At 70.2% G+C, this 14631-nt stretch carries 18 protein-coding genes; 11 read left to right on the top strand and 7 right to left on the bottom strand.

The features are described from left to right. Positions 1-12 precede the first annotated feature (12 nt). The 5 genes from ACZ45T_RS13100 to ACZ45T_RS13080 form a co-directional block, all read right to left on the bottom strand. Entirely contained in the window at positions 13-1482 is a 1470-nt protein-coding gene (locus ACZ45T_RS13100) for an SCO6880 family protein (RefSeq protein WP_468440489.1), read from the bottom strand. A 99-nt stretch (positions 1483-1581) separates the two neighbouring features. Continuing rightward, positions 1582-2934 carry an SCO6881 family protein gene (locus ACZ45T_RS13095; RefSeq protein ID WP_468440487.1) on the bottom strand — a complete coding sequence of 451 codons (1353 nt, stop codon included), beginning with the start codon at positions 2932-2934 and terminating at the stop codon, positions 1582-1584. Between the two features lie 29 nt (positions 2935-2963). Further along, complete coding sequence (locus ACZ45T_RS13090) at positions 2964-3623, bottom strand: hypothetical protein (RefSeq protein ID WP_468440485.1); 660 nt, start codon at positions 3621-3623, stop codon at positions 2964-2966. Positions 3624-3661: 38 nt separating this feature from the next. Continuing rightward, positions 3662-3970 carry a DUF6112 family protein gene (locus tag ACZ45T_RS13085; RefSeq protein ID WP_468440483.1) on the bottom strand — a complete coding sequence of 103 codons (309 nt, stop codon included), beginning with the start codon at positions 3968-3970 and terminating at the stop codon, positions 3662-3664. A gap of 145 nt (positions 3971-4115) precedes the next feature. Then, positions 4116-5246 (bottom strand): C40 family peptidase, encoded by a 1131-nt coding sequence (locus ACZ45T_RS13080; RefSeq protein WP_468440481.1) that lies wholly within the window; start codon positions 5244-5246, stop codon positions 4116-4118. Positions 5247-5716: 470 nt separating this feature from the next. On the opposite strand from ACZ45T_RS13080, the gene ACZ45T_RS13075 reads away from it, so the two are divergent. The 8 genes from ACZ45T_RS13075 to ACZ45T_RS13040 all read left to right on the top strand — a co-directional run bounded on the left by ACZ45T_RS13075 (position 5717) and on the right by ACZ45T_RS13040 (position 10876). Beyond that, positions 5717-6469 carry a DNA-methyltransferase gene (locus ACZ45T_RS13075; RefSeq protein ID WP_468440479.1) on the top strand — a complete coding sequence of 251 codons (753 nt, stop codon included), beginning with the start codon at positions 5717-5719 and terminating at the stop codon, positions 6467-6469. A 144-nt stretch (positions 6470-6613) separates the two neighbouring features. Then, complete coding sequence (locus ACZ45T_RS13070; protein WP_468440477.1) at positions 6614-7252, top strand: DUF4913 domain-containing protein; 639 nt, start codon at positions 6614-6616, stop codon at positions 7250-7252. Next, on the top strand, positions 7249-7725 hold the full coding sequence (locus ACZ45T_RS13065) for a hypothetical protein (RefSeq protein ID WP_468440475.1): 477 nt from the start codon (positions 7249-7251) through the stop codon (positions 7723-7725). Before ACZ45T_RS13070 ends, ACZ45T_RS13065 begins: the two co-directional genes overlap by 4 nt. After that, positions 7722-8333, top strand: a complete 612-nt coding sequence (locus tag ACZ45T_RS13060) for a DUF3631 domain-containing protein (RefSeq protein WP_468440473.1) — start codon at positions 7722-7724, stop codon at positions 8331-8333. Before ACZ45T_RS13065 ends, ACZ45T_RS13060 begins: the two co-directional genes overlap by 4 nt. Before the next feature lie 53 nt (positions 8334-8386). Beyond that, entirely contained in the window at positions 8387-8884 is a 498-nt protein-coding gene (locus ACZ45T_RS13055; RefSeq protein ID WP_468440471.1) for a GNAT family N-acetyltransferase, read from the top strand. After that, a complete protein-coding gene (locus ACZ45T_RS13050) occupies positions 8835-9530 on the top strand; it encodes a hypothetical protein (protein ID WP_468440469.1) in 696 nt (231 codons plus the stop codon). Before ACZ45T_RS13055 ends, ACZ45T_RS13050 begins: the two co-directional genes overlap by 50 nt. Before the next feature lie 26 nt (positions 9531-9556). Beyond that, positions 9557-10267 carry a hypothetical protein gene (locus tag ACZ45T_RS13045; protein ID WP_468440467.1) on the top strand — a complete coding sequence of 237 codons (711 nt, stop codon included), beginning with the start codon at positions 9557-9559 and terminating at the stop codon, positions 10265-10267. 162 nt (positions 10268-10429) lie between these two features. Beyond that, a complete protein-coding gene (locus tag ACZ45T_RS13040; protein ID WP_468440465.1) occupies positions 10430-10876 on the top strand; it encodes a hypothetical protein in 447 nt (148 codons plus the stop codon). On the opposite strand, the gene ACZ45T_RS13035 is transcribed toward ACZ45T_RS13040, so the two are convergent. Continuing rightward, positions 10858-11049, bottom strand: a complete 192-nt coding sequence (locus ACZ45T_RS13035) for a hypothetical protein (RefSeq protein WP_468440463.1) — start codon at positions 11047-11049, stop codon at positions 10858-10860. The genes ACZ45T_RS13040 and ACZ45T_RS13035 overlap by 19 nt on opposite strands. 124 nt (positions 11050-11173) lie before the next feature. Then, complete coding sequence (locus tag ACZ45T_RS13030; protein WP_468440461.1) at positions 11174-11578, bottom strand: hypothetical protein; 405 nt, start codon at positions 11576-11578, stop codon at positions 11174-11176. Positions 11579-11724: 146 nt separating this feature from the next. Between ACZ45T_RS13030 and ACZ45T_RS13025 the strand changes: the two genes are divergently transcribed. The 3 genes from ACZ45T_RS13025 to ACZ45T_RS13015 all read left to right on the top strand — a co-directional run bounded on the left by ACZ45T_RS13025 (position 11725) and on the right by ACZ45T_RS13015 (position 14614). Continuing rightward, complete coding sequence (locus ACZ45T_RS13025) at positions 11725-12579, top strand: winged helix-turn-helix transcriptional regulator (RefSeq protein ID WP_468440459.1); 855 nt, start codon at positions 11725-11727, stop codon at positions 12577-12579. After that, on the top strand, positions 12576-13247 hold the full coding sequence (locus ACZ45T_RS13020; RefSeq protein WP_468440457.1) for a winged helix-turn-helix transcriptional regulator: 672 nt from the start codon (positions 12576-12578) through the stop codon (positions 13245-13247). The genes ACZ45T_RS13025 and ACZ45T_RS13020 overlap by 4 nt, the downstream gene beginning before the upstream one ends. Positions 13248-13351: 104 nt before the next feature. After that, entirely contained in the window at positions 13352-14614 is a 1263-nt protein-coding gene (locus ACZ45T_RS13015) for an MFS transporter (protein ID WP_468440455.1), read from the top strand. Positions 14615-14631 lie beyond the last annotated feature (17 nt).

The following is a 14631-nucleotide window of genomic DNA, read 5'->3' as shown; positions in this document are numbered from 1 at the left end:
CGGCCTTGTCGGCTACAGGGCGGTGCGGGCCAGGGGCAGTGCGGCCAGGGCGAAGGCGTCGGGCTGCTGGCAGATGAGGCGGCGCAGGTCGACCTGGGCGGTCACCGCGGCGGTTTCGATCTGTGCGCAGGCGCTGTCGAGGAGGGCGTCGGTCTCCGCGGTCACGGTGAGCAGTCCGGTCAGGGCCACGTCTGCGTGGCCGGCGATCAGCTGCCGCTCCCGGTCCTTCACGTCGGCGTACTCGACGTTGTCCTCTTCGCTGTCGACCATGCCCTTGCGGCGCCGCTCGGCGGCGTCCGAGATGATCGTGGCTTTGCGGCGTTGGACATCGCGCAGTGCGGCGGACAGGGCTTGCGGGGCGTAGATGAGGGAGAAGCTGCGGCGGACGCCGGCGCTGAACAGCAGGCCGTGGAGGAATCCGGCCGAGGTCTCGGTCCTGGGCCAGTTTTCGACCCAGTAGGTGGCGTGGCGGGCGGTGTCCGTGGCGAGGCGGTCGCTCTCCTCGATCTGGACCACGGGGCCCGCGGCGGCGGGGTCGGCCTCGGCACGGCCGGATTCGGACCACTGCTGGAGTGCGGAGAGGGCCTTGGGGTCGTAGGCGGTCCGTATGACCGCGGAGATTTCGCGGGCGGTCAGCCAGCCGGTGACCGTCAGCCCGGAGTTGCGGGCGGCCTGGGCGACGGAGCTGGTGGTCTGCGCCATCACGGTGAAGGCTCCGGGCAGGCCGCCGCCGGCCTGCGAGATCAGCCGCTTGGCGGCCTTGAGGTTCAGGGAGATCGCGATGTACGACTCGTGCGGGGCGGCGGCCGGGCCTGCGGAGGCGACCAGGTCGGCGTACACCTGCCCGGCGACGGGGGTGTCGGCGCGGCCGTGGGTGCTCCAGTGGCGGGCGAGGCCGTCGCCGGAATCGGGCACGGTGCGCTCCAGCACCTGGACGGTGGCGACGTGTCCGCTACGGGCGATGCTGGCCAGGGCCCGCCCCCAGTTGGCGACGTTGGCGTTCTGCGTGGACGGGTCGAGGAGGGCGAAGGCCCTGCTGGTGACGCGGGCGACAGCGGTGAGGGTCTGCTGGTGCGGATCGTGGATGGCCGAGGCCTGGGAGCCTTCGGGGGTGACGACGCGCAGGGCCGCAGCCGTGCCGGGCAGGTGGAGCAGGCCGTCGATGCGGGGGCGGGAGACGGCGCGGGCCAGCCACAGGGTTTGGCCGGTACGGCGGCGGTGGGCGTAGCGGGCGATGATCGGAGCCCAGTCGATGAGCGAGCGACCGCTGTGCCGTACGAAGGCCAGGGCCGCGATGGCCGCCCACAGCGGGACGAGGGCGAAGGCGCCGGCCAGGCCGGTGGTCACGACCGTGACCAGCAGCAGCGCCAGGGCCAGGGAAACCAGGATCAGCTGGGGGAAGGACAGGCCGAGCAGGATGCCGCGACGGGAGCGAAGAGGGAACTTCACCGTCAGCGGGGGAGTCAAGGTCAGATCAGACAAGGGGTGGGCCGTTCGACGTGCGGGCGGGCAGCGGGTGGAACCGTGGGACGCGCCGGAGCGGACGCGGCGCGTCCCACGGGGATGGGGTCAGCGGAGGCGTCAGGGACCGGTGGGCGGAGGCGCCGGGGCCGCCGAGCCGCTGGCTGAAGTGCCTTCGGAGGAAGGCGAGTTCCACTGCGGCGGCGGGGAGCTGCTGCCGCGTTCGCCCCACTGGTCGCCGTCTGAGCCGGAGGAGCCGGTGGCGAGGCCGCCGGAGGTGCCGCCGACCTGGCCGCTGGTGTCCTGCTGCACGCCGGTCGGAGGCGGCTGCGCCGCCTTCTTCATGGCGTCCATCGCGGGGGACATTCCGCCGTCCTGCCCGCCCTGGCCCTTGGTGTCGCCGCCGCCGGTGGAGTGCGAGGCGATGTCGCCGGGGAATCCGCCTCCGGCGTCGGGGCCCTGCGGGGCCGCGCCTGCTCCGGCTGCTGCTCCTCCGGTGCCCGCGGTCGCGGCCATCGCAGCTCCCTTGCGGGCTGCGTTCTCCGCGTGCTGCCGTGCGACCTGTCCTCCCGCGCCACCGGCACGGTGGATCGACTCGCCGTCGGTGCTCTCAGCGGCCCAGTGAACAAATTTGAAGCAGGCGTATGGGCACAACAGGACGAGGCACATGATGACGACGCCGGCCATGACGTCGGCGAGGGCGGCGGTTCCGTCCTTGGCGTCGGTCCTGCCGAGGGCGGAGATACCCAGCAGGAAGATCACGGTCATCAGGAGTTTGGAGACGACCAGGGTGGCGGTGGCCTCGATCCAGCCGCGCCGCCAGCGGCGAGCGACCTCCCAGCCGCCGCCGGCACCGGCGAACACGGCCAGGGTGACCAAGACCAAGATCCCCACCTTGCGCACGAGCATCACGCACCAGAACATGAAGGCACCGATGGCGGCTCCGAGGCCGACGATGCCGGGAACCATCCACCCGAGTCCGGCCAGACCGCCGATCTGGGAGACCTTGATGCTGCGCCGGACGGCTTCCTTCATCGATGTGCCCGCGGCGTCGAAGAGACCGGCGCTCAGTGCATCGACGACCTCGATGGCGACGGTGGTCAGGGCGATAGCACCGAACGCGAAGATCACGCCCGAGGCGGTGCCGGTGAATGCCTGGCGCAGGGCCTGTCCGTCGCGCCGGAAGGCTGCGCGGACAAGCTGGGCGCACATCGTGCCGACGAGGACGACCAAGCCGATCGGCAGCAGCATCTCGTAGTTCTCGCGGAACCACGTGGCGTTGAGGTCGACCTTGGTGGTGGTGTCGATGGCGTCGGCTGCCAGATCGGCGGCTGCGGCAGCGAGTTCGCCGATGCTCTTGGCGATCCAGTTGCCTATGCCCTCGGTGATCGCCTTGCCGGGGTTGTTCGCGAAGTCAATGACGTCGGCAGCCGTGCACAACTTGTTGGCCAGGGGCAGGTCGCAGAAGCCCACAGGGGTCTACCTCCTCTCGTGGGTGGGGGTCAGGGCAGGACGCTTGGGGCGATGGCGACCAGGGAGCAGTCCGCGTTGGGCCGGCACTGCACGGCGAGGGTGGCCGTGCGGTCCTCGGCTCCGGCCCCGCCGCCGTTCCAGGTGATCTGCTGCTTGCCGGTGACCGTGACCACGTAGATGTACGCCTGGGTCAGCGCTGCGGGGTCGTCGGCGAGTGCTTGCTTGAAGGAGCTCGGGAAGTGCGACTCGCTGATCAGGGTGGTGGCGTGCTGGCCGTTGTCGTGCATCCGCGACCACAGGACGGGGTCGGGGATCTGGGCCTGGACGCCAGTCCAGTCGGCGTACTGGGTCTCGCGGGTGACCCAGGCGTGCAGGCCTGCCAACTGCTGGGCGTGCGTTGTGGTGCGGGTGTCGTACGTCCACAGCACCTGGGCCGCGGCCTTTCCGTACGCGAGCGGATCAGCGATCTGCGGGGGCTTGGCCACACCGCCGGTCCCGCCGGTCGGCGGGTGAGGGGAGGACCGGCTGGAAGAGCTGGTTCCGGGACCTGGGGTGCTGGGCCGGTCCGCGGTGTCGTTCCGGCCGGTCCACCACGCGGCGAGGCCGGCGAGGGCCACGAGCGCGGTGAGGCAGACGACGAGGACGGTGATGCGCCGGTTGGCCGACCAGTGCCCGGTGTGCAGGTACATACGTGGGCGACGGGCCCGTGTGCGGGTTCGTTTCGCCACTACTTGACCTGCGATCCCAGGGCGGAGAAGAACATGACGATGCCGTTGGCGGCGCCGAGACCGAGGGCGGCGCTGGCGGATACGACCGCGCCCTTCTTCCCTGTCGCCTCGGAGTTGTGGCCTCCGGTGAAGTGGCCCCAGGCCCAGACGGCAAGGCTGACGGCGAGGGCGCCGACGACGGCGATGATCCCGTACAGGTTGATCGAGGAGACGACGCTCTTGAGGACCGAAAGGCCCGGAAGGCCGCCTTCGTTGGGGGTGATGCCCGGGTCGTAGGCAAGGGTGATGAGTCGGTCGATGGACGACATGGGTGTGCTGGACTCCTTGCAGGCAACGGCTGTTGGCCGGTGCGGGTGGCGCGAGAAGGGGGGAAGGGCGCGGCGAAGGCGCGCGAGGGCAGCGCGAGGCTGCGGGAGATCCGGCCGAGAAGCCGGGAGGGAAAGCCGCAGGCGGCTAGGAAGCGGGGACCATCCGCTGCACGGCGATGATGGTGCCCAGGCTGGCCTGGGTGACGATCCGGACAGGCTTGCCGGTCCGGGGTGCCTCGATCGCCAGGAGGGTGCCCTTGGCGGTGCCGATGGCCATGGCCACGTGTTCGGGACCGGACGGGCCGGGGCGGGTGAACAGCAGGTCACCGGGCCGGATGGCGGATGCCGGTACCGAGTCGCCTTCCTTGACCTGGGTGTACGTGGTGCGAGTGAGGGAGATGCCGGCGGCCTTGTAGGACTGCTGGGTAAGGCTGGAGCAGTCGCACCGGCCCATCGGGTCCGGGCCGTGGGAGTTCGTGCAGGTGCCGCCCCACTGGTACATCGTTCCGAGCTGGCCCATAGACCAGCGGATCGCGGTGAGGACCTTCTCAGGGGCGTCCTTGGGGATCTCGTACCCGTCGGGCACGGCTCCCTCGGGGATCGGGCCGAGGTCGCCGCCTCCGGCGCACCCGCTGGTTGCCGGTGGCGGGGTGCCGCCGACTCCGGGAGTGCCGTTGCCGCCGGGGAGGGTCTTGACGATGGCCTGCTGCAGGGCACGGGCGAGGGGTTCCCACTGCGCGTAAGCGTCGGGGAAACCGCTGCGCTGGACCGCCTGCGCGGCCTGGGTGATGGTCATCTGCTCCCATCCGCGCACCTCCAGCAGTCCCTTGTAGAACTTCGTGGCGGAGTAAACCGGGTCGCGGATCTGCTCGGGGGTGCCCCAGCCCTGGCTGGGCCGCTGCTGGAACAGCCCGAGGGAGTCCCGGTCGCCGCCACTCAGGTTGCGCAGGCGGGACTCCTGGATGGCCGTGGCCAGGGCCACGACCTGTCCGCGTTCGGAAACACGGAGCGAGATGCCGGTAGCGACGATGGTCTTGGCATGCGGGATCTGCTCGGCGGGCAGCTCCAGGCCTTCGACGTGTACGTCCTGGCTGGCGCCGCCCTTGCTGCCGAGGATCGCCTCGACCGCCTTCGCGACCGCGGCTGTATCGAGGCCTTTGTCTGTGGAGCAGTTGGAGGCCCGCCCGGCGGAACCGGCAGCGGCGACGGCCGCGGTGCCGGCGAGCAGGACGGGGGAGAGGCAGGCGACGCCGATGACGGCGGCTATCGATTTCAATCCGGCCCGTCCGGCAGCGAATCAGCGCCGGAGCGCAGGGCGCGGGACAGGTTCAGGCATGGGTGTGCCACGGTGATGGGTCCTTGAAGTGAGCGCCGGCCGCAGGACTGGCATGTGACGGAAAGGGCCTTCAGCCGGCTGGTAGGTGATCAAGAGCGCAGAGGGACACGAGGAGTTGCTGCTCGGCAGTGGCCCGCGCTGGCGTCAGGTGATGCTGGGCATGAGGGATCTCCGGCAGGGGAGGGGATGTCCCATCCGGTCTTCCCGGCGGGTCTTCAAAAACCCTAGGGCCGGAATCGGGAATGCCGAAATAGCCATCGGCGTCGAGGCGATTCCCGGATCGTGTCCTAGGCTCTTGGGCATCCCCGACGTCCCTCTCGCTGCCCGCGGACTCTGCGAATCCGTGTGAGGCCGAGGTGTGTCTGAATGCCGGTCGGGGCCCACCGTCACCTACCGAAATACGGTTCCCCTTGCCCTTTTCCCTCCACGAGGGCGACGCGCTCAGCGTGCTCGCCGCTCTCCCCGATGCCTGCGTGGACTCCGTCATCACCGACCCGCCGTACAACTCGGGCGGCCGGACCGCGAAGGAGAGGACCACGCGCACGGCGCGGCAGAAGTACACCTCCGCCGACGCCGGCCACACGCTGCCGGACTTCACCGGCGAGAACATGGACCAGCGGTCGTACGGCTTCTGGCTGACGCAGATCATGACCGAGGCGCACCGCCTGACGAAGCCCACGGGTACCGCGCTGCTGTTCACCGACTGGCGACAGCTGCCGGTAACCACCGACGCGATCCAGGCGGCCGGATGGCTCTGGCGCGGCATCCTGACCTGGCACAAGCCGCAGGCCAGGCCGCAGAAGGGACGCTTCCGCCAGGACTGCGAGTACATCGTGTGGGCGTCCAAGGGGCCGATGGACAACTCCCGGGCGATCTACCTCCCAGGCCTGTACAGCGCCTCGCAGCCCTCCGGCAAGGAGCGCAAGCACATCACGCAGAAGCCGGTCTCGGTGATGCGTGAGCTGGTGAAAATCTGCCCGGAGCAGGGCACGGTCCTCGACTTCTGCACCGGATCCGGTTCCACCGGGGTGGCCGCGCTCCTGGAGGGCCGCTCGTTCATCGGCGTCGAGAAGACCCCCGAGTACAGCAAGATCGCCGCCGACCGGCTTGCCGAGACGCTGACGCAGACCCTCACGCAGACCGACTGCACGCTGGCGGCCTGACAGCCCCCGGGCTGGTGCCGGACCAGCGTCGGCGCCAGCCTGTCGGCTCTCTATCAGCTGTTCCGTGAATTCGGAATTCACGGATTCTCCGCATCGTTGAACGCACCTTCCCTAGCCGCCCCGTGCGCTTTCAAGGAGTTTCCCTTGCCCGAATCCATCGACCCTCGCGACGAGGGACAGCTGGAGCCGATCCGTATGACCGATGGCGACCTGGAGGACCTGGAGGCCTCGGTCCGCAAGCTGATGGAGCAGTCGGCAGACCAGGCCCGGCTGCTCGACAGCCTCGCCGCCGACCCCATTCCGGCCTCACCCTTCGCCGGGTTCCCGGCGATGCCCGCCAGATCCAGCATGCCGATGATGCCGCCCCCGCCGCCGGAGCCCCGGTTCATCCTCACCCTCGACGGCGAGGACTTCGACACCGAACTGGACGGCCTGACCGACTGGGTGCAACGGGTCTTCCTCGGCGTGTACGGCTCGGAGATCACCACCGCGACGCCGTGGTGCTACGAGTGGCAGGAACACCTGGACGTGGTGGGCTGGCTGCACGCGCTGTGGCTGGCCTGGCAGCAGCACATGGACCCTGAGGCCGGGCCCTCCGGCCCCGCCGTGTGGCACCGGGACTTCCTCACCCACACCGTCGCGGCGGTCCGCGCCCCGGGCGGCCCACTCTCGGCATGCAGCACCGATCCCGAACGGCGTTCCCACCGGCTTCTGCCACGCCCCGACGCACCGCTCCACCCGACTGCAGGGGTTGAACACCCCTTCCTCGGCGAGACGGAATGAACACCGCACCCCGGTACGGGTTGTCCTTCGACCCGCGCGCCCTTAACGACCTTCTGGCCGCTCCCAGCGACATCAGAGACCTGGCCTTGGCCCACATCCAAGACGCCGTCAACGGCATCCGTCAGGGCAACAAGCTCACCGGTGACCTGTCCGGATTCCGGAAGACATACGTCGACCACCGCGCCGAATGGCGGATGGTCTACGCCTTGCGAGCCGCCCCGGCCAGCGCCACGCACACCACCGAGGTCTACGTCGTGGCCGTCCGCCCACGGGACGGCTACGACGTGTACGACACCGTGGCAACCCGCCTCGGCCTGGAACGCCGCCCGCTGAGCGCGCTGGCCCACGCGGCCCGTTCCCGCTCCCCGCACACGACCGTGCACGCCACGAGCCCAGTGCCCGTACCCGCGACGCGGCCCGGCATTCCCCAGCCCGCCCCCATCATCCCGTCCACGAGAGGCATCACCCGTTGACCATCCCCACCCAGCACGACCTCCTGACCCCCTTCATCGACGAAATCCTCGAAGGCCTCCTCGACATCCTCGACGAGGATCGATGCGGGCGAGAGGCCTGCTGTGCCGACCGCCAGGAGACCACCCCCGGCAGCCCGTACTCCGGCTGCGTCCGCGGTTCCGGCACTCCGGCACCCCGTCCGTCCGACTGCGCCTGCCGAACCACGCTCCTGGAGCTCCTGGACGTGATCCGAACCACGGAGCCCCCGACGGGCGAAGCAGCCCCATCCCGGTGCTGCTCAGACCAGACGGCGAGCCGCTCCAGCGGCGCAGCCGAGACCGCCGGCGCTACGACCTCTTCGCGTCTAGTCGTGGAATGCCTCAACGCCTTCGGCCGACGGGGCAACCCGGAGGCCATGGCCTCCATGGACCTGGTCGGCGAGCTGACGGGCGTACCGGGCGTGGCAGGCAAGGGCTGGAAGTACGCTGACATCAGCCCCGTACGCCTGGCGAAGCTGCTGGCCCCGTACGACATCCACTCGCGGAACATGGATCTCTCTGACGGCCGCCGACGCAAGGCTTACTCGCGTCGCGCTCTCGCGCGAGCCCTGCACAGCCAGCCGCTCTGAGCGCCGCGTTCGCTACCTGCTCGATACACCGGGCTGGCCCCGAAGACTGGGATGTGGTCAACGCCTTCCTCCTGCGGTGCAGCGAGCAGTCGATGCACCGCAGGTGGTGGCGGCTCCGGATCCATAGACCGGACTTCGAGCGCCTCCTGCGCGCCTCGGACAACTGGATCGCCCGCGCGCCCGGCGTCGGGGTGATCGCCCTGGTCTCCATCGGACGCCTGCACCACAGCCCTGGCGTCGTCGACCTCGGCGTGCAAGTTGCTGACCACGTCCACCGGCGCGGTATCGGCACGGGGCTGGTCCGCCTCGCCGCCCGGCACGCCTTGGCGGGCGGAGCCCACACCTTGAGCGTCTACACCGAGCGGGCCAACGCCCCCATGCTGGGCCTTCTTCGCCGCCTAGGCCCGGCCTCCACATCGCACGCCGGTAGCCACACCGAAATCCGGCTGTCGCTGTCAGACGTCACCAGCCACTCCAGTCCCACCCCCGACGAGGACTTCCATGCCCCCAGCCACACCGCTCGGCGCGCGCAAGGCCCTGACCGGTCTTGACGACCGCATCGAAGCCGCGACCGGAACCACGGTGGACGCACTGTGGGAGCACCTCGACCGCGGCCTGCTCGACGAGCCGATAGCACGCCTGGTGCGGGCGCACCGCGTCCTGGCCAAGGCGCACACCGACCTCACCTTCCACCGGACCCTCCTTCAGCGTCTGGCCAGCGGTGAGTTCGAGCTCGATGCCGCTCTGCTGGCGCGAGTTGACCGGGTAGTCGGCCAGATCAAGGAGGCCGTGGCGGTGCGGGACACCCTGCACGACGAGGCCGTCGCAGTCCTGGGGCCGGTCGAACGGAGTGCCCCGAGGGCAACTCGCGACGGACTCCCCGACGTGAACGCCCCGGACTACGCCGCCTTGCTGGCCATTGCCCGCGGAGCCAAGCTCCACCAGCACCTGCTGACCGGACGCCTGTCCGTCGCCACGGAATCCGGCACCAGGATCACGCAGTACGTCCTCGAGCGGCTCGAACGAGCTGACCTTGTCGTCCGCGACACCTCACACCCCCTCCACGCAGGCCAGCCCGTCCTCGTCACCGAAGTCGGCCGCGCCGTACTTGCGGGGGCCCGTGGACCGCGCTCAGCACCGACTGGCTCGTCCCACGTCGCGGTGGCCGAAGTCCGTAGGAACCGCCAGCTGCGATAGCTGCCCCGAGAGAGACATTCGACTTCGTGTCCCCATCCAAGTACGCACCCGACTTCCGGCTCGCCGGCTACCGAGCAGCCAGCGACGCGGTCGAGGAACGCTTCTACGGCCGCATCGAGGCCGATGAGGACATGCTGACGGCGCTTGCTGAACACCAGTCGGCCGACGCCCGCCACAGGTTCCACGTCCTCCACGACCGGACCGCCACCTGGGGGATTCCCGGCGAGCCGCAGATCATCGCCCTGCACATCGCCCGCGACCTTGGCGAGAGAACCTTCACGTTCGAGCACGCCATGCTGCCTCTGCCGGCCATGGCCCAGTCCTGGCTCGTGTCCAGGGGCTGCCCACGCGAAGGGATTCGCCTACCGCCGGGCATGGGCACCACGCCCGCCGACGAGATGACCACTGCGCTGCAGGACCGACTTGTCAGCGATGGCCATGCCTTCGCCCTGATCGACAGCTACACCAACGACAACACGAACCGGCCCCAGATCACGGTCTTGCTCCGAGCACTCGACGAAACGGACCCGTACCCCTTTCGCGTTCTCGTCGAAGAGGCAGACCTCGCGAAGTACACCCACACCTTGCGCGAAGGCGGATTCCCCACCTATGACGCCGCCGTGTCGTATTTCAACGACCCGGACGGCGTTCGGCAGAAGCCGCCTACAACGCACCTTCCCCAGCGTGTGGTTCCGGCGCCGTCCGCCAGCGGACCAGCCTCTCCCCGCCGCCGCTGACCTCCCTGCTTCCACAGCATTGGCCGGACCCGGGCAAGGTCTTTTACCAGCGGATCCGTGAATTCGGAATTCACGGATTCTCCGGATTCTGGAAGCAGCACTTCGCGCTGTGGCGCCAGATGTGCAGCCCACCCCGCCCAGCTTGTACGAGAGGAGTCCTCTGTGCCCAACGGCGAGCAGGATGTGCTGGAGTTCTTTGCCCAGCACATCGAAACGACCTTCCAGCGGACGCTGCCGGACCTCGCACGCGACCACGACCAGGGCCAGTCCCGTCCCGGGGCTGCGGAAGCGCTCCGCTGGTACGGCCGGCTGTCCGGCGCGCAGGACAGGCTGCGCCAGGCCGAGGACGAGCTCGTCGTGGCCCTGGGCGCCGAGCGCGGGGAGCTCAACCCCGGGCAGTGGGAGCTTGCCCACCGCGTGGACACCGCGGTCGTGGAACGCGACGTTCCCGCCGTCATCCTGAAGGCGCTGCTCGACACCGTCGTGGCAGACACGGCCGAGCGCGGCTCCCGGCAGAGCACGGTGGCCTGGCGCCGGATTCAGGGTCTCGCCGTCGCGGTGGCCCAGCCGCACAGGGTCAGCAACGCAGTTCAGGGGCGGGCTCGTTGAAACCGACCACACAGGATCAGGCGATCGAGTCGGCCTTCGGACACCGGGTCGGCCTCCTGCACCAGCGCGCCACATCGGGCCTTGCAGAGCCCGCCTTGCACCGCGTGATGGAACTCCGGGCCTTTCTCGCCGTTGCCGAGGAACATCTCGCCCGGGTCCGTGACCGCGTGCATCAGTCCACCGCTCCGCAACGGGATCTCGGAGAGCTGAACCCGGACGACCTGCGGATGGACGCCCAATGGCTGGAGGCCGCAGTCGACGCGCGGGTGGGACTACTGGCCGCGCTCACCAACATCCTCACCTCCATGCCGTCAGCCGGACCCGATCGGCACCACCTCCGGCCACCACCCCCGACGGGTCGGCCCGCCCCCGCTGCTGCCCCGGTGCCGACCCGTCACCCGCGAAGGAGAAGCACTGCCCCACGACACATCCAACGCCCTCCGTGACCGCATCGAATCCCTCTACGGCAAGCCCCTGACCGACCTTGTGCGCCATGCCGAAGGGGCCTCCACAACAACCCTGCTCGGCGCCCTCCTCGGCATCCACGCCGACCTCGTCTTCGCCGAACGGAACATCGACTTCCAACTGGACCGCCTGCGGCAGTTCACCGGCGAAGGCCGAGAAATCGGGCCCTTCGCCGCCGGCCACATCCTCGATTGCGCCCAGCGGCTGAGTCAGTCCGTCACTGCCCGGGACGCCCACACCAAGGCCCTCACGGCCGCGCTGCAGGGCCTCCGCCGAAACGAACCCCCCGCCGCCACGGTGCCTGCCCCCGCTGCACGCACCGCACCGGCCGCGCGCACTCACTGACACCGTCCCGCAGTCCCGCACCCCTGGAGAGACCTCCGTTGCCCACCACCGGCCTGCCCCGCCCCCTTACCGCCGACCTCGCCCGCGTCGGTGAAAGCCTGGAGATGCTCAGCCCGCGCTGGACGGTATGGACGCTGATGACCCTCAGTGACCAGCCGATGCGCTACACCGAGATCAAGCCCCGCCTGGGCATGCTCCAGGACGGCCAGCTCGCCCCGCGGCTCGCCCGTCTCACCGCCGACGGCCTCGTTGATCGGCGCCAGGAGCACGTACGCCACGTCAACTACCGCCTGTCGGCTCGTGGTCAGGCCCTCACGGGTGTGATCGCTGCCCTTGCGTCCTACGGCGACAGCCACCTGGACAAGGCGACGAAGCCGAACCGGAAGACCGGCGAGCTGGAGGTCGAGCGGCTACCCCCGGCGCAGAACGCCGAAGACGTCCTGACCCTCATCACGCCCAAGCACGCCACTCCGTTGCTGTGGGCGCTGCGCTCAGAGGGACGCGCCTCCGGCCGGGACCTGGCCGCCATGGTGCTCCCCGACGGGAACGCCGCCCTGCTGTACTCGCCGCTGCGCCAGCTCGTCGCCGATGGACTCGTCGAACGGCTCGGCCACAGCGACTACCAGCTCTCCGCCCAGGGGATGGAACTCGCCCCGGTCTTCCGCTCGCTCTCCGCGTGGGGTGCCGGCCGCCGGGCCCAGGCCGAGCATCCGCTGTGGGCCGAGCGGACCGCCCCCGATCCGCAGCTCCCCGAGGGCCGGTGGGCGGCCAACCGTTCCCTCCCTGCTGCAGCCCCGCCAGCCACGACTCTTCGGCCGGGCAACCTGTTCTCCCACGCCCAGTCCGTCCGCCCCGCCGCAGCCAGCTCCTCGATGGGGGGCCGGGCCCGATGAGCACCCCCCACCCCACCGCGGATGCGGTCAGCGCCGCCGCGATGCTGAGCCTACGGTGGACAACGCGCATCATCAGCGAGATCGACGACAACGGGCCCATCCCGCACCGAGCCGCTCAGGCCACCTTCCCCGATATCCCGGCAGACAGCCTGCAACACGGGCTACGCACCCTTCGCCAGCGTGGGCTCCTCCAGATTCGCGAGCACCGCGACGACGACAGCCCCGTCGGACTCACACAGGCCGGCCGGGACCTGGGCGACGTCTACGAAGCCTTGTCCCGCTGGGCACGGCGGCATCACTACCCCACTTCGCAGACCGACTTCGTCACCCGGGTCGAAGCGAGCCTTGCCCTGCTGCGCGACCGTCACACCGTGAGCCTCCTCGAAGCCCCCTCGGTCAAGTCGTACGGATACAGGGCACAGCGTGCGCTTCACGCCGGTCTCATCGGCACGGGCCCCAACGGCTGGTACACGCTCACCGAGGCCGGAGGAGAACTGGGCCAGGCGCTGGCTGTCCTCACCAACTGGGCAGCCGCCCACCCGCAGGTCGTCATGGCCGCCGCGAGCCGCCGTCCGGGCAGGCCGACCACAGAGCTTCACCACGTCGGTGGCCCAGCCCTCCGGCCGGCCCATATCGGCTCCACCCGTGCGACGCGCTTCCCCCGATAGCGCTTCTCCCCGCCCGTCTCCCTGCTTCGCATCGTGGGCCACTTCCTGCCCGCTGACCGCCCCCGGCCGCCGCTGACCGGGCCGCATTCCCGCTGAAAGTGATCATGATTCGCCGCAGAGCCGTCGGTGGCCGCCACGCCCGTATCCCCAACTTCGGCATCATGCGCCGTATCTACCTGCCGCGCTGCGCGGATGCCGTGTCCTTCAGCATGGCCACGTACGCCATCCCCTTGCTGGTCCTGGCCACCACGGGATCCGCTGCCCTGACCGGCATCGCCTTCACCTCGGAGTGGGTGCCCCGACTCGCCGCCTTCTCCTGGGCCGGCGCGGCCGTCGACCGATGGGGCTGTACGCGAGTCTTCCGGATGGCCGCCACCCTCCGAGCCCTGGTGCTGCTGGCAGCCGTCGCGGCGCTCACCCTGGTCGACGACGGACTGCCCGCCACCATCGCCGTGATGGCTCTGGCCGCGGTGACCGGCGTACTGACCGAATACAGCTACGTGGCCGCCGAAACCGCAGGGGCACTCGCAGGACGCAAGGCCGGTGACGCTGAGCACAAGATCCAGTCGGTCCTCCTCGGCATCGACAACACCGCGAACCTGACCGGCCCCGCCGCCGGCGGACTGCTCCTGCAGTACGCGGGTCGCACCGGCATGCTCCTCACGATCGCCGGACTCTCCCTGCTTGCCGCCGCCCTCGCTCCTCGCGACCGCCACCACCGCACCGCTGAGGTCTCCGCCTCGCCCATGCAGGGACTCCGGGTCGGCTGGGCCACCCTGCGCTCGCTCCCAGCACTGGCCTGGCTGATCACCGGACTCACCGGCTCCAACATCTGCACCGGCACCCTCCAGGCCGCCGCCCCCGTCCTGATCGTGCAGCAGATGGGCCACACCAGCGCCTCGGTCGGACTGATCTGGTCCGCCGCCGCGGCAGCCTCCCTCCTCGCCGTCGCCGTCTGCCGCTTCGCCATCGACCGCGCCGGGCTATGGCCCGTCGGCGCGGTCTGCGCGGCCATCGCCGCGGCAGCCGGAATCGCCGTCGCACAGGCCGACGCCTACACGCAGCTGCTCGTCCTGGTCGCGGTCCTCATGGCAGGGGAGGGCGGCATGACCGTCGTGCTGCGCACGCTGCGCTCGAAGCTCATCCCCGAAGCCGTCTTCGGCAGCACGCTCGCCGTCACGATCCTCATCATGCTGCTGCCCTTCCCGGTGGCGGGCCTGCTCGTCGCGCTGACCCCGGCCAACCTGCTCGGACACGCTCTCACCGTCTGCGGCGCACTGCAGGCCCTCGGGCTGGCCGCCGCGTTCTGGCGGATGCGACGCGACCCCGCCCTGTCCGGTCAGTCCGCGTACGCGCAGGCGGCCTGACCGCCCCGTTCACCTTC

The organism is Streptomyces sp. NPDC030995 (assembly GCF_055571215.1).
Note: the sequence above shows the minus strand (reverse complement) of the source record. Positions and strands in the feature narration are given on the sequence as shown.

Bases quoted from the DNA above. Each gene is read 5' to 3' on its own strand.
- ACZ45T_RS13065 (WP_468440475.1), top strand. From the start codon at position 7,249: ATGAACACCGCACCCCGGTACGGGTTGTCCTTCGACCCGCGCGCCCTT.
- ACZ45T_RS13035 (WP_468440463.1), bottom strand. From the start codon at position 11,049: ATGCACGCGGTCACGGACCCGGGCGAGATGTTCCTCGGCAACGGCGAG.
- ACZ45T_RS13050 (WP_468440469.1), top strand. From the start codon at position 8,835: ATGCCCCCAGCCACACCGCTCGGCGCGCGCAAGGCCCTGACCGGTCTT.
- ACZ45T_RS13015 (WP_468440455.1), top strand. From the start codon at position 13,352: ATGATTCGCCGCAGAGCCGTCGGTGGCCGCCACGCCCGTATCCCCAAC.
- ACZ45T_RS13020 (WP_468440457.1), top strand. From the start codon at position 12,576: ATGAGCACCCCCCACCCCACCGCGGATGCGGTCAGCGCCGCCGCGATG.
- ACZ45T_RS13090 (WP_468440485.1), bottom strand. From the start codon at position 3,623: ATGTACCTGCACACCGGGCACTGGTCGGCCAACCGGCGCATCACCGTC.
- ACZ45T_RS13085 (WP_468440483.1), bottom strand. From the start codon at position 3,970: ATGTCGTCCATCGACCGACTCATCACCCTTGCCTACGACCCGGGCATC.